At 35.4% G+C, this 14,150-nt stretch carries 12 protein-coding genes; 7 read left to right on the forward strand and 5 right to left on the reverse strand.

Annotated features, from left to right (window positions below):
- The first annotated feature begins 34 nt into the window (after nt 1–34).
- Nucleotides 35–850, forward strand: a complete 816-nt coding sequence (ispE, locus tag B3P23_RS05135) for a 4-(cytidine 5'-diphospho)-2-C-methyl-D-erythritol kinase (RefSeq protein ID WP_248753873.1) — start codon at nt 35–37, stop codon at nt 848–850.
- A 265-nt stretch (nt 851–1,115) separates the two neighbouring features.
- Here ispE and B3P23_RS05140 read toward each other — a convergent pair whose 3' ends face one another.
- Nucleotides 1,116–1,961 carry an ATP cone domain-containing protein gene (locus B3P23_RS05140; RefSeq protein ID WP_045755731.1) on the reverse strand — a complete coding sequence of 282 codons (846 nt, stop codon included), beginning with the start codon at nt 1,959–1,961 and terminating at the stop codon, nt 1,116–1,118.
- Between the two features lie 69 nt (nt 1,962–2,030).
- On the reverse strand, nt 2,031–2,819 hold the full coding sequence (locus B3P23_RS05145) for a sulfite exporter TauE/SafE family protein (protein WP_293924971.1): 789 nt from the start codon (nt 2,817–2,819) through the stop codon (nt 2,031–2,033).
- Between the two features lie 105 nt (nt 2,820–2,924).
- On the opposite strand from B3P23_RS05145, the gene B3P23_RS05150 reads away from it, so the two are divergent.
- The 3 genes from B3P23_RS05150 (at nt 2,925) to B3P23_RS05160 (ending at nt 7,524) form a co-directional block, all read left to right on the forward strand.
- The gene (locus B3P23_RS05150; protein WP_108159815.1) at nt 2,925–3,224 is read left to right on the forward strand and encodes a YgaP family membrane protein; all 300 of its coding nucleotides are present in this window, start codon (nt 2,925–2,927) and stop codon (nt 3,222–3,224) included.
- 250 nt (nt 3,225–3,474) lie between these two features.
- Complete coding sequence (locus B3P23_RS05155; protein WP_045756063.1) at nt 3,475–4,692, forward strand: DEAD/DEAH box helicase; 1,218 nt, start codon at nt 3,475–3,477, stop codon at nt 4,690–4,692.
- A gap of 222 nt (nt 4,693–4,914) precedes the next feature.
- The gene (locus tag B3P23_RS05160; protein ID WP_293924972.1) at nt 4,915–7,524 is read left to right on the forward strand and encodes a hypothetical protein; all 2,610 of its coding nucleotides are present in this window, start codon (nt 4,915–4,917) and stop codon (nt 7,522–7,524) included.
- 68 nt (nt 7,525–7,592) lie between these two features.
- Here the strand turns inward: B3P23_RS05160 and B3P23_RS05165 are convergent, their stop codons facing one another.
- Nucleotides 7,593–7,928, reverse strand: a complete 336-nt coding sequence (locus B3P23_RS05165; protein ID WP_094772900.1) for a hypothetical protein — start codon at nt 7,926–7,928, stop codon at nt 7,593–7,595.
- On the opposite strand from B3P23_RS05165, the gene B3P23_RS05170 reads away from it, so the two are divergent.
- The gene (locus tag B3P23_RS05170; protein WP_293924973.1) at nt 7,927–8,139 is read left to right on the forward strand and encodes a hypothetical protein; all 213 of its coding nucleotides are present in this window, start codon (nt 7,927–7,929) and stop codon (nt 8,137–8,139) included. The genes B3P23_RS05165 and B3P23_RS05170 overlap by 2 nt on opposite strands.
- 132 nt (nt 8,140–8,271) lie before the next feature.
- On the opposite strand, the gene B3P23_RS05175 is transcribed toward B3P23_RS05170, so the two are convergent.
- Nucleotides 8,272–10,437 (reverse strand): S46 family peptidase, encoded by a 2,166-nt coding sequence (locus tag B3P23_RS05175; RefSeq protein ID WP_293924974.1) that lies wholly within the window; start codon nt 10,435–10,437, stop codon nt 8,272–8,274.
- Between the two features lie 144 nt (nt 10,438–10,581).
- Between B3P23_RS05175 and B3P23_RS05180 the strand changes: the two genes are divergently transcribed.
- Both B3P23_RS05180 and B3P23_RS05185 read left to right on the forward strand, forming a co-directional pair.
- Nucleotides 10,582–11,520: a hydrogen peroxide-inducible genes activator gene (locus B3P23_RS05180; protein WP_045752219.1), complete on the forward strand. Its 939-nt coding sequence runs from the start codon at nt 10,582–10,584 to the stop codon at nt 11,518–11,520.
- Nucleotide 11,521: 1 nt separating this feature from the next.
- On the forward strand, nt 11,522–13,330 hold the full coding sequence (locus tag B3P23_RS05185; RefSeq protein WP_045752220.1) for a chloride channel protein: 1,809 nt from the start codon (nt 11,522–11,524) through the stop codon (nt 13,328–13,330).
- A gap of 17 nt (nt 13,331–13,347) precedes the next feature.
- Here B3P23_RS05185 and B3P23_RS05190 read toward each other — a convergent pair whose 3' ends face one another.
- On the reverse strand, nt 13,348–13,938 hold the full coding sequence (locus tag B3P23_RS05190) for a riboflavin synthase (protein WP_045752221.1): 591 nt from the start codon (nt 13,936–13,938) through the stop codon (nt 13,348–13,350).
- Nucleotides 13,939–14,150: the final 212 nt, after the last annotated feature.

A 14,150-nucleotide genomic window follows, 5' to 3' on the forward strand; every position in this document is an offset into this window, starting at 1 on the left:
TAAAGTTTAACCGATCTCATATTAAACACACATTATGCTATCATTTGCAAATGCTAAAATAAATCTGGGCCTACATATCGTAGGAAAACGGCCAGATGGTTATCATGATTTGGAAACCATATTCTATCCTGTTAAATTATATGATGTGGTCGAAATCATTCCTTTGGAATCCGGTCCAACTGTTTTTTATTCAGAAGGCATTGTTATTCCTGGAGAAGGAATGAACCTTTGTGAGCGTGCTTATCAATTAATTAAACAAGATTTTGATATTCCATCAATCGCAATTCATTTAATAAAAAAAATTCCTATAGGTGCTGGAATGGGAGGAGGTTCCGCTGATGCTGCTTATGTTTTGAAAATGTTAAATGACAGTTTTCAGCTTGAGCTGTCTGTTAAACAATTGCAGACGTACGCGAAACAGTTAGGCGCAGACTGTCCATTTTTTATAGATAATAAACCTGTATATGCTACAGGAATAGGAACCGATTTCTCTCCGATTGAATTAAATTTAAGCGCTTATTATATCGTTGTTATTAATCCTAATATTCACATATCAACAGCAGAAGCCTATCGTGGAGTAGAAGCTAAGCAACCAGAGTTTGATTTAAGATCGATCATCAAACTCCCTATACAAGAATGGAAATACTATTTGAACAATGATTTTGAGTTGAGCATATTTGAACAGTTTCCAAAAATAAAGGAATTAAAAGATGCACTATATTCTTTTGGTGCTATATATGCTTCCATGTCAGGTTCAGGTTCTTCCGTTTACGGGATTTTTGAAAATCCTGTAGCATTGGATGACTTAAAGGTTTTTGGAGATATTTATTATCCAATAGATCTCTCCTGACCGTGTGTAATGCGTAGACAGAAAATGGTCTTTAATTATAAAATTGGTTATTATCCCAAGTTCATCTCTGTAGATTTCTTTTTATAATTGATCAATAAATTACGGATTTGTTTTTCATTATTAAGTATATTTTAGTACTGTTTTTTCGCTTGTTACCGCAGTAAATAAAGTGAAAAAACAATACTAAATTAAAATGTTATAAAAAGTAATCTCTCGTAGTGGAAGATTCATTGATCTTATTTGGTCTAATAAAATATCATACTCATCAGGACTCTTCATCCACTTTATAATCGATCAATTCTTTAGCCTCTTGTAGCACCAATCTTAATTTTTCTGGACTTAGTTGGAGAGATTGGAGAGCATTTTTATCTTTTAAGATATCTTTCACCAATATGATCTGATGTTGCAATAGTGTTTTTTCCTGTTCATCAGTTAGTGTGGTCAAGCAGGTCACCGGATAAAATACGGCTCTATCTACACGTCTTTTTATACTATTGTCTTCGGGATAATCCCATGAAAGAAAGTTTACGCCATAGTATTTTCCAAAATCTTTAGAATCAGAGGTTAAATAAGCATTGGTGACAAGCCAGCCTTGTGTAAACTTTTTGTATTGCCCAAAAAAATGATAATCAATATCACTGATGTCGTTAAATCGAGACAAAAAATACATCGGGGTTGTTACCGAGATTTTAGCGTCAATATCATTTCTGAACTTACATTCAATAGCAAGCATTTCATTGCCTTTAGCAGCCACTACATCAATCTCATGTGACACAGCATGCCCCTGCACTGTTTGTCCTGTTGTACTTTCAAATCCATACTCTTGAAATAATCGACCTATCCATTTCTCGAAATAGAATCCCTCTGGGCCAAGTTCGCGAAGTGCCTTTTTTAGACTATATCGAGCTGCAAGCGAGTTTCTTTGAGATTTCAAAGCCTCAAAAGCTAATTGGTATAAGGCCTTCGTACTGATACCATCAAATAATTTTTCTTTTATTTGAGCGTACACTTTTTCTACCTGATCATGATTAGCTCCCGAACGTGTCAACGAGTGACGTAAACTGTCGCTATTAAATGGGACTAACTCCCCAGAATATTTTTTTACGAGCATAAGATCTTTAATAAGTTACTCCATTTTTAAGTTAACAATACAATTTACGTGCTAATAATAGCAAGATAACTAAAAGAGTTCCTTAATTAAAATATACGTACCCACAAAAAATATAAACCAACCAAAAATTGGTTTTAACTTGTCCGTCGCGATTTTTTTTTGCAGATAACTACCTATTGCTACACCTAGGATCGTTATAGAAAGTAGCTTTACTAAGAAAAACCAATCCATTTGTACATGATCTATATCTCCTAAAAATCCGATGAGTGAATTTAAGGTTATGATGGATAGCGAAGTGCCAATTGCAATTCGGATCGGCATGCGCAATAAAATAACTAAAGCAGGAATGATTAAAAATCCTCCACCAGCTCCTAAGAAGCCCGTCACTAAACCAATTCCAATTCCCCAAAAGATCATTTTTGTTATTGGTTGTTTTATAGGATGATTGGTACTGACCTGAATCTGTTTATTTTTGATCATACTCCAGGAAGCGCCCAACATCAATACCGCAAAAGCAATCATAGTGATCGTTGATTTTGTCAATTGAAAATGATGGATTTGCAAAATAACTTCTGGAATATGGACCAGTAAAACTTTACGAACGATGACGATGACAAAGACGGAAGGAATTCCAAAATAAGTCGCTGCACTATAATCCACACCATTTTCTTTTATTTTAAGGAAACTACCTATTAAGCTCGTGAAACCAACAATAAATAGGGAATACGATGTTGCTAATGTAGGATGTATATGGAATAAGTAGACTAAGACCGGTACAGTTAAAATGGAACCACCTGCACCGATTAATCCGAGCGTGATACCGATGAAAATGGATAAAGTATAACCTATGATTTCCATCGTTGAAACATTGTGTCGCAAAGAACGGAATAAATATTAGTAAACAAAAACAAAACTGTACGCAGATTGTTATAAAAAGTAGAACAACTTATAAAATTTATACATATGGGTACGTTAGTAGATAAAGTAATTAGCAAAGTTAAAAGTAAGGTAGACGAAAACTGTGAAAATGGTAAAATTGAAACCTCAGAGCGTATACTTTCAGTTGTAGCTGGTGGATTTATATTAGGTGCAGGTGTGAGGTTTTTAATAAAGCACCCTTTAACGGCACTTTCTGGGTTGTCTCTAGGAGGAGCACTTGTCTACCGAGGTGTGACTGGCAAATGTGCTGTCAAGAAAGCCATTGAGGACGATGCCGAGCGTGTCGAAGTTATTGAGCATCGATACTTTATAAAGAAAGATTAAGTTGATAATAAGCAATTTCGATATATAAAAAGCAAAGATCTAATCGTGATATATTAGGTCTTTCTTTTTTACTCTATGATCCTTATTATTTTTATTTTAGACGTGTAATAAAATAGAATTATTAATCTCTCCCAAATCCGATAGCTTTATATATAATTTACTGAAAATCATGTAGTTATTATTTAATATACGGTAAATAAGAAAAAAAAGCTTACATTATGCTGATTTTTAAAGTAAAAGATAAAAAATATTGAAATTTACAGAATTTGGTTTAGCATCTTCGTTGGAAGAGGGCTTAGATAGCATGGGATATGAAGATGCAACACCTATCCAGGAACAGGCAATACCTGTTGTGCTGGAGCATAAAGATTTGATTGCTTGCGCGCAAACAGGTACGGGTAAAACAGCATCTTATTTACTACCCGTTCTACATCAGATCGCCGAGGAACAATCCGACTATATAAATACGTTAATTTTAGTTCCAACTCGAGAGCTGGCTTTACAGATTGATCAGCAAATCATGGGTTTAGGCTATTTTACTGGAGCCACTTCCATAGCTGTATACGGCGGGGGAAATGGAATGGATTACGAACAGCAACGTACAGCAATAAAAGAAGGAGCGAATATTATCGTGGCAACGCCTGGTCGCTTAATTGCACATTTGGCTTCAGGAAAACTTCATTTTAATAAAGTGAAGCATTTTATTCTTGACGAAGCCGACCGTATGTTAGATATGGGATTTCATGAAGATATTATGAAAATTATTAGTTTTCTTCCTGAAAAAAGACAAAATTTATTGTTCTCTGCCACGATGCCAGGTAAGATTAGAACACTAGCTAAGCAAATATTACACAATCCAACGGAGATCAATATTGCTTTATCAAAACCTTCTGAAGGTATTAGTCAACAGGTTTATATGGTCTATGATGATCAAAAAACAGCGTTGATACAACACATTCTTACCAACCCTATCTATACAAGCACCATTATTTTTGCCTCTAAAAAAGAATTTGTAAAGCGATTATCTATTGATCTGCATAAGAATGGGATCGCAGTTGAGGCATTTCACTCTGATTTGGAGCAGGTGCAACGTGAAGATATCATGAATCGCTTTAAAGCAAAAAAGATCAATGTATTGATCGGTACTGATGTTATTTCCAGAGGTATTGATATCGTAGGGATCAGTTTGGTTATCAACTATGATGTACCGCCGGATCCAGAAGATTATATTCATCGTGTGGGTCGTACTGCTCGAGCAGCGACCACAGGAACAGCAATTACTTTTGTTAATCAGAAAGATCAACAGCGCTTTGCCAAGATCGAAGAGTTGATCGGATCAAGTATTGAAAAACTGCCACTTCCAGCAGGTTTTTCTGAAGGTCCAGTTTTTGATCCAAATCGTTTTTCGGAACATAAAAAGAAAAATACAAGAAAGAAGAAATTCAAAAAATTCGTTAAGAAAGATTAATTATAAAGGGTTTGGCCATGTCAAACCCTTTATAATTTAATAATTATTCGGTGATTAATTTTTATTTGATATGGCACGCACATCTTGTATAAGCCATTAACTTGCCTTGCTTATGTCTCTTGTTAGATATCAATTTCTGATGAGATGCATGCCTACCATAAGTGCAATTGAAAATTTTATGTATTTTAGATTTAAAATTGACCTTGCATTAATTCATATCGCATGAACCGTTACACATCCCAGCTCTATAAATATAGGTATTGCATCGTCAATGTATGCTTTTTTATCAATTGTATATCCTTATTAAATGCCCAAACAAAAGCCTCATCGGGTGTTGATTCCGTTTATGCTGTGATAGATCCAAGCTATGACAAAGTGAGCAAAATTCATCGATTTTGGCTCGGAGATTCCTATCGCAAATTATACAATACTCCAGTAAAGATGCGAGTGATGAATCTTCAAGATGAATTTGGGGGTCTCAGCATTGTTAAACTTGGAGGAGGGATGCAGACACAATCGTTACGGCTACGAGACAGCACGGGGCGAGAATGGGTGCTGCGCTCTATAAATAAATATCCTGAAAGAAGTCTACCTGAAAATTTAAGACATACTATTGCAAAAGATATTGTACAAGACCAAATTTCTATCGCTCATCCTTTCGGAGCACTGACGGTGCCAACGTTTAATCGTGCATTGCAAATTCCACATGCAAGCCCTTTATTGGTCTATGTGGGGGATGACCCTGGCCTAGGAGAATACCGCCAAATTTTTAGAAATAGAGCCTACATGTTTGAACCTCGCGTACCCTTAGAAGATGAAAATGCTAAAACGGACAATACGCTCAAAGCACAACGTAAGTTAGAAGAGGACAATGATATCCAAGTCGATCAAGGATTGACGTTGCGAGCAAGGTTATTAGATTTTCTATTAGGCGACTGGGATCGACATGAGGACAATTGGCGATGGGATGCTCAAAAAGTGGAAGATAAGAAAGTTTATAGTCCCGTGCCACGAGATCGAGATAAGGTTTATTATAAAACTTCCGGTGTATTCCCTGTCTTACTGTCTATGCAGTGGCTGAAAGCACATTTACAACCTTTCGGAGATCATATTCGCAATGTCGGACAGTGGAATTTCAATGAAAGGCACTTTGATCGTTATTTCCTGAATCATTTAGATGAAAAAGAGTGGAAATCTGAAGTTCAGTATGTTCAAAAGATCATGACCGATTCCTTAATTGATGTTGCTATGGCTCAAATGCCAGATACCATAGTAAAATTGAGTGCTGCGGAACTAAAAGGACATATCCGTGCAAGGAGAGACAACTTGATGGAGACGGCCCTAACTTATTATAGGGACTTAGCAAAAAATGTCGATATAGCCGCCTCAGCGAAAAATGAATTCTTTTATTTCACCTATCATAAGAATGGTTCTATTGAATTGGAAATTAGGAACAAGAAAAAAGATGGATCTGTAGGTAGAAAATTGGTTAAAAGAACGTTTTATCCAAATGAAACCAAAGAGTTAAGAATTTACGGTCTCGCAGGGACAGATGTATATCATCTAAAGGGAAAGAGTAAATCAAAAATAAAACTCAGATTGATTGGTGGGAAAGGAGCAGATAGTTATTACGTAGAGCCTACTTTCGCCCGTAGTAATCGCGTGTATGTTTATGATGATAAAACCGACCAAAATACATTTGAAACGAACAATGCGTTGCAATTAAAACTCTCTAACGATAGCCTTATACATCATTATGATCGGAATAGTTTTAAATACGATAGAACAGGTATACTCGCATCTTTACAGTACAGCGTAGATAAGGGACTCATGTTAGGAGCTGGCTATCTAATCGAGAAACAAGGGTTTAGAAAAGATCCCTATGCATTTAAGCAAGATTTTTGGGCACATTATACCACAGGTCGAAAATCATTTAATTTCAAATATAGTGCTGATTTTAAATCGTTATGGAACAAAAATGATTTTTTAATACAGTTGGAATCCGATGGACCGAATAACCAGGAAAACTTTTTTGGGTTGGGAAATAATACAGAATTTGAGGAACGTAAAAGTAGGGGAATTCAATATTATCGAAATCGATACGATCGAATTTATGCCAACTTTTTATTAAAAAGGGATTTTGGTAATCATTGGAATTGGAAAGCTGGATCTTCCTCTGATTTGATCATCAGCAATGAAGAAGATAACAAAAGTCATTTTTTTGAAAAGTATGCTTTGGAAAACCCCAGCATTCCAGTTTATGGAAAATTTTTCTTTACAGGAATTTTAGCGGCTTTGCAATACGATAGCCGTGATCAAAAAGATAATGCTAAAAAAGGTGTTTTTTGGCACAATTTGATTGAAGCAAAAAGTCAGTTAACTGCCGGTAATCATCAATTTATGAGAGTAAAATCGACATTTAGTTTTTACAAAACAAATACTGCAGATTGGATCACATTAGCGAATCGGACAGGATTTGAAACTTTGTTCGGTGATCCTTTAATTTTTCAATATGCGCAGTTAGGTGGTGAAAACAGCTTACGGGGATTTAATTCTAAGCGTTTTACAGGAAAGACGATGCTCTACAACAATTTTGAATTGAGACTTAAAGTTTGGAGTTTTGACTCTTATTTAGTTCCAGGAACAGTTGGAATCATTGGTTTTCATGATATAGGGCGGGTTTGGATGTCTGAAGAATCTTCTAGCCGATGGCACACGGGATATGGCGGTGGATTATATATCATACCTGCTGATCTTTTGGTCATTCAAGCTGTTGGAGGATTTTCAAAAGAGGGGTTTCGTCCTTATCTAAGTATTGGTCTCCGCTTCTAATCAGGATATTTTTGTAAATGCATAAATGGATTTTTAAACGAGTGTCTAAAAATCCATTTAAGTATATTTTAAACAGGTTGATCTTTTCCACCGAAAGTAACCAATACCATCCCAAAGACAATAATGGCTGAACCTAAAATTTGCAACCAAGTCAACGGTTGTTTGAAGATGAGGGCCATAGCAAGTTGTACCGTAAGAAATGTTCCTCCCGAACATAAGGCAATTACGATAGGCTGAGGAAAAGTTTTAAATAATTGAATTAAAAACCAACTTGCAATTATTAGAATTAAATTTCCTGCAATCAAAGCAGCCCAATGGTATTTAGGATGAATGCCTCCGTACTTGAAAATAACCGTAGATATAATCTGACAAATCCAAAAAGAAACAAAAAAAAAGTAGTTCATGTCATTAATTTTTGATGAAGATAAATTAAATCTAATTGAAATTTTAATAATATCTGCTATTTCTTATCAATTAAATTGCCAGTTAAGATTATCTTTTTGGAAAGCAAATCGTGAAGCTTTGATCGCTCATGAACGATGTGGACGGGCTAGCGTCTCAAGTTATTTGGAAGACCACCTTAAGAAAGAAAGTGGGATAGTGTCGATTGAATAATTATAAAGTATATCCTACTAATTGAAGATTGAGGTGCAAGATTGATCCCTCAGACTTTAAGTAATAAAATTGGCCCCATACAGTATTTAAACTTTATGGGGCCAAATATGAATGTCTTAATTTTTAATAATTTTAGATACCCATTTCTTTAAGGATAAATTGTGCATTATCAATTTTGTCTGCTACCCACAATACATAACGAATATCGACACCAATTGAACGGCTATAGCTATCATTCCATGCAAAATCGTTGATAGTCGCATCATATGAGCGATCGAAGTTGACACCGATCAATTCACCATACGCATTCATAATAGGCGATCCCGAGTTGCCACCGGTCGTATCCATATTGTAAAGCATATTCACAGGCACATCATTTAATTCTTTTTTAACATATGGTCCAAAATTTTTATTTTCCCATGCCGTTTTGATTTCTGAAGGATAGTCAAAGTCTGCTTCACCAAGATTACCCTTTTGTATGATACCCGCTAGTGTAGTGAAGGGTTTCATATAAGTAGCATCTACTGGTGAGTACCCTTTTATATTACCGAATGTCAATCTTAAGGTCGAGTTGGCATCTGGAATGAAGTTTTTGGATTGGTACAATTCCTTAACAGCAACATAGTCACCCATCAATTTATTGAGGACACCATCTCTTCTTTTTTGCTCTACAGCAAAGTTTTGGATATCAAAATCTAATGCAGATTGGAATTTTAGCAGTTCATCAGAATAGGCCAACAGACTCTTCGAATTTGCTAAAATATGATTGAATACTTCTGCACTATTATTTAGTTTTGATTCTGTAATTAATTTTCCTGCATATGCTCCAACGAGTTGTGGATCTTGGAATTTTAACTTTTGAATGCTTTCAATTTGATTATTGCCTTGGAATGCATGTGCATCTTCAAGCATCTTAGCGAATATTCGTAGATCCGCATATTGACTATAGCTTTCATAGATAGCCTCTAAATTTGTTTTTAATTTAGCGCTATTCAATTCAAAAAATTCCTGTTGTTGTTGTGTTGTTTTTTGTTCTAACATAGCTGCTTTGAAGATATTTATTTCTTTTGCAACACGCATTAGACTGGTACTCGTGTAGATATTATTCATCCACATTTCTTTGTAAGCGTCTTGGTTGATCAAGTTATACAATCCATCGATATCACTCATCAATGTACCATATTTAGTTTTCAAATTTGCTTTGCTGTTGATAAATGCGCTTAAAGCCTGATCCTCTTTTCTTTTAGTATCAATCAAAGCAATATTGCGGAGACCTTTTAGTTTTCCTTTGTAATTTTTAAGCACATTAGCATTTCTTTTGATACGTGTTGCCAGGTACAGGGCAGCATTGTTATCTGTTTTGCCCGCCTCATACATACGATCATTTTGAAATTCGTACAAATTAGATACATAAGGCAACAAAAAGTTTTGCTGATATTGGATGTATTGTGCAGGGCGATGTCTAAATGTACGTCCTGGATAACCCAAAATAAATACAAAGTCATTTTCATTAACACCTTTTGGATTTACTTTTAAAAATTTCTTTGGTTGATAGGGTACATTATCTTTTGAAAATTTGGCAGAAGCCCCATCTTTACCCACATATGCGCGTAAGAAAGAATAATCACCTGTGTGACGAGGCCATACCCAATTGTCTGTTTCACCACCGAACTCACCGATATTTTGGCGAGGAATATAAACGAGACGAACGTCTTCAATAGTTTTGTAACGAAATAGAACATATGTTTTACCAATAAACATTTCGGAAACTTCTGCTTTTATCGTTGGATCTTGCTTTTGCGCTTCAGCAACTAATTCCTGTTGCTTTTTCTTTATTACATTGATTCGTTCAGAAGGATCGGTAATCTGTGCAACAGCAGACAATATTTTGTCAGATACATCCTCATAAGAGTCTGTTATACGTATGGTTAGACCTCTAGCCTCAATCTCTTGTTCATGCGATTGTGCAACGAAGCCATTTTTAAGGTAATTATTAATAGGTGTACTAGCTAATTGTACAGCAGAGAACGCACAGTGATGGTTGGTGATAATCAGTCCGCTACCAGATATAAATGAACCCGTACATCCACTCACTTGTACCAAAGCATCTACTAGACCCACTTTTCCAGGATTATAAATATCTTTTTCACTAATTTTTAGGCCAGCACTCTTTAAGCCTGCTCTGCTTAATTCGCTAAGTGGAAACATACCTTCGTCAGGTGATTTCGCTTGGATGGTAAAGGCAGTTGTTGCTAAAAGAAGGAGCAGGCTCCATGATTTGGTGTTCAATAACTTCATGTTTGTATATATAATATTAATAGGAATGTTTCGTTTCCGATCCAACTCCAAAGATAAAAAATAATAAGTATATATCTTTCGCTCTTCATTCGATCATTTGGTATGAAATATGTTTGTTACTTTTGTACAAATAAAATTGCTAAGATGACGCTCATCCAATTAGAGTATATAGTCGCCGTTGATACATATAGAAACTTTGTAGCCGCTGCCGAAAAGTGTTTTGTGACACAGCCCACATTAAGTATGCAAATCCAAAAACTGGAGGAGTCGATAGGAGTTAAGATTTTTGATCGTAGTCGTCAACCTGTCGTTCCGACAGAAATAGGAGATAAGATTATCGCACAAGCACGTACTATCCTTATTGAAAGCAAAAAGGTATTGGAGATTGTACAAAATGAAAATGGAGAATTAGATGGAGAATTACGCATAGGAGTCATTCCTACCATAGCGCCTTATCTGCTACCTACTGTATTGACAAGTTTTATGGATAAATATCCTAAAATACAATTGCAGATCTGGGAATATACAACTGAGCGAATTATTCATGAGTTAAAAGTAGGTCTTTTAGATTGTGGTATCTTATCAACGCCCCTGCATGAAGCCGGGATTGTCGAGAAACCACTATTTTATGAAAATTTCGTTGCTTATATTTCCGAACAAAGTCCACTATTTGGCAAAAAGATGTTGAGTGCAGATGATATCGGAGAAGATAAGTTGTGGTTGTTGAATGAAGGACATTGTATGAGGGGCCAAGTGTTAAATATTTGCCATCATAAACATAATTATGATACTTCGGGTCGCTTTGAGTATAATACCGGTAGTGTTGAGACATTAAAAAAAATGGTCGATATCAACGCTGGTATTACGATTTTACCTGAATTGTCGATTGTGGATTACAATGAAGACCAGCTTAATCGTATTCGCTATTTTAAGGCTCCTGAACCGGTGCGAGAAATTAGTCTTGTAACGACACAGAATTTTGTGAAAAAACATGCCATAGATGCATTATCAAATGAAATCATGGATGCCATACCAGATAAGTTCAAAACAAAGAAAAAAAAGGAAGTTCTAAGTTTTCAATAAAATGATTAATCATACATTAAGAAGTCGGCTAAACATGAAATTAAATGCGCTCAATAATTGGCGTATGCATAAGATTTCAAATCGTAATTTCATCATTATCCTTGCTTTTGTAGTCGGAATATTTGGAGGGATTGCGGCCTCCGTTTTAAAGGCTTTAACACATTTCATCGCATCAACCTTGCAAGATGATGTTGATTGGCACTATAAATATTCATTTTATTTATTTTTCCCCTTACTCGGTATATTATTGAGTGTATTATATGTGCGTAAGGTTTTAAAATCAAAGAATTTAGAGCATGGTATAACTCCTATCATATACGCGATTTCTAGAAAGTCGAGTAATATCCCTGCACATAATATTTATTCACAGATTGTTACCTCTGCCATGACTGTAGGCTTTGGAGGATCTTGTGGTTTAGAAGCTCCAATTGCAATGAGTGGGTCAGCAATCGGATCAAACACAGGGCGTTTTTTTGGGTTACAGTACAAAGAGGTAACGATGCTGCTGGCATGTGGTGCAGCAGCGGGTATAGCCGGCGCTTTCGATAGTCCGTTGGCAGGGATGGTATTTGCAATCGAGATTTTATTACCTGAATTTTCTATTCCGGTGCTTATTCCTTTATTGATCTCTGCGGCTATGGCCTCCGTTATTTCACAATCTTTATATAGTGAACCTTTATTTCATACCTTTAGTACAGAGTGGGAGGTCTCAGCCTTATTTTTCTACTTATTGTTGGCCCTTTTAGTTGGTGGATATTCTGTTTATTTTGCTAAAATAAGTACTGTCGTAAAGAATTGGTTTGCTCATATTCAAAATCCATATAATAAGGTTTGGGTCAGTGGAATATCATTGGGTCTAATGATCTTTATCTTTCCAGCTCTTTATGGGGAAGGTTATATTGCTATTCAACAAATTTTGAATGGTCAATTTAATGCAATTGTGAAAAACAGTCTGTTTTCAGATTATCAGGATATCGGTCTTGTTATATTAGCCTACTCGGTATTAACGTTATTTGCAAAATCTTTTGCAGCCTTATTTACACTAAACGGGGGTGGTAATGGTGGAGTTTTTGGACCAAGTCTGGTCATGGGAGGTTTACTGGGCTTTGCGTTTGCATATGGTGTCAACCTCACGGGAGTGACCGAATTAAATGTTCCTAATTTTGTAGTAGTGGGTATGGCAGGAGCATTAAGCGGGATTATGCATGCACCATTAACAGGAGTTTTCCTTATTGCGGAAATTACAGGCGGTTATGGTTTAATGGTTCCGCTCATGCTGGTTACTTCCATTTCTTATTTAATAAATAGATCTATTCAGAAATATTCTATCTATACCAAGGTATTAGCAGACTCCGGTGATCTGCTCTCGTATGAAGATAAAGATCGATCCGTATTGAGTATGATGAAAGTCCGATATGTACTGGAGACCAATTTTGTAATTTTGCGACCTGATGAAACGCCTAAGATGAGACAATCGGATATCATCCATAGCAAACGCAATATTTTTCCTATTGTCACTGAGAAAGGAAAACTATTGGGAATCCTATATAGTGAACGCTTATTTTCTATTTTACTAGGTGAGGAGGAAGGTATCGATCAACCTTTTCATAAATTAGCTGAAATACCAACCGATCTTGTTAAAATACATGAAGAAGATATGGAATCGGTCATGCTTAAGATGAAAAAAGATGATGTCTGGATTTTACCAGTCATTGATAAGGACGGAAATTATCTTGGCTTTGTGTCCAAGTCCAGTGTGTTTAATAAATATAGAGCACTACTGATGAGGCAGGGACATTACCTAGAATAATATTAATGGCTTTGAGATTAATTTCTCAAAGCCATAATTTTTGAAACATATTTGCCAATAATATCAAATTCCAAATTTACTTGAGTACCTACTTCCACATGCTTTAAATTAGTATGTTCAATAGTATAAGGAATAATAGCTACAGAAAACTGATCAATTTTTGAATTAACCACTGTTAAGCTTATTCCATTTACAGTTATAGAACCTTTTTCAACTGTTATGTTTTGTAGGCTCGAGTCATATTGAAATGTGAATAAAAAGCTTCCATCCAAATCTTGTTTTCCTATACACGTGGCCACTTGATCAACGTGCCCCTGGACAATATGCCCGTCAAAACGACCATTAGCCTGGGTACATCGTTCGATATTCATCTCATCATCAATTTTTAAATCATTTAAATTTGTTTTCTGAAGTGTTTCATCGATAGCAGTAACTTGGTGGATATTATTTTCAATGCCTACCACAGTCAAACAGATTCCATTGTGGGATACACTCTGGTCTATCTTCAATTCATTTGAAAGAGAACTCTCAATAAATAAATGGATATTGGTATCTTCCTTTACTATATTTTTCACCTTTCCTAAGGTTTCAATTATTCCTGTAAACATGCGTTTTTCTATTTTATACAAAGATATAGATAAAATAAGGATATAAAAATGATTAGAATCATTCTAAATTGTAGATTTTCAACTACAAAATTTATATTCATAAAAAAAGAACATTTAAATAGTTGTAATAGTGTTATTTATACACTATCTTTGATGTATCATAATTTAGGTTTATAATTGGTTATAAAGGTTTTCATTCTCCCCGTTTGAAA

The sequence above is a fragment of the Sphingobacterium sp. UBA6320 genome (assembly GCF_002440335.1).
GTDB lineage: Bacteria > Bacteroidota > Bacteroidia > Sphingobacteriales > Sphingobacteriaceae > Sphingobacterium.

Excerpts from the sequence above, each read along its gene's own strand:
- B3P23_RS05190 (WP_045752221.1), bottom strand. The coding sequence starts at position 13,938 with ATGTTTACAGGAATAATTGAAACCTTAGGAAAGGTGAAAAATATAGTA.
- B3P23_RS05145 (WP_293924971.1), bottom strand. The coding sequence starts at position 2,819 with ATGGAAATCATAGGTTATACTTTATCCATTTTCATCGGTATCACGCTC.
- ispE (WP_248753873.1), top strand. The coding sequence starts at position 35 with ATGCTATCATTTGCAAATGCTAAAATAAATCTGGGCCTACATATCGTA.
- B3P23_RS05180 (WP_045752219.1), top strand. The coding sequence starts at position 10,582 with ATGACGCTCATCCAATTAGAGTATATAGTCGCCGTTGATACATATAGA.
- B3P23_RS05150 (WP_108159815.1), top strand. The coding sequence starts at position 2,925 with ATGGGTACGTTAGTAGATAAAGTAATTAGCAAAGTTAAAAGTAAGGTA.
- B3P23_RS05165 (WP_094772900.1), bottom strand. The coding sequence starts at position 7,928 with ATGAACTACTTTTTTTTTGTTTCTTTTTGGATTTGTCAGATTATATCT.
- B3P23_RS05185 (WP_045752220.1), top strand. The coding sequence starts at position 11,522 with ATGATTAATCATACATTAAGAAGTCGGCTAAACATGAAATTAAATGCG.
- B3P23_RS05160 (WP_293924972.1), top strand. The coding sequence starts at position 4,915 with ATGAACCGTTACACATCCCAGCTCTATAAATATAGGTATTGCATCGTC.
- B3P23_RS05175 (WP_293924974.1), bottom strand. The coding sequence starts at position 10,437 with ATGAAGTTATTGAACACCAAATCATGGAGCCTGCTCCTTCTTTTAGCA.
- B3P23_RS05170 (WP_293924973.1), top strand. The coding sequence starts at position 7,927 with ATGTCATTAATTTTTGATGAAGATAAATTAAATCTAATTGAAATTTTA.
- B3P23_RS05140 (WP_045755731.1), bottom strand. The coding sequence starts at position 1,961 with ATGCTCGTAAAAAAATATTCTGGGGAGTTAGTCCCATTTAATAGCGAC.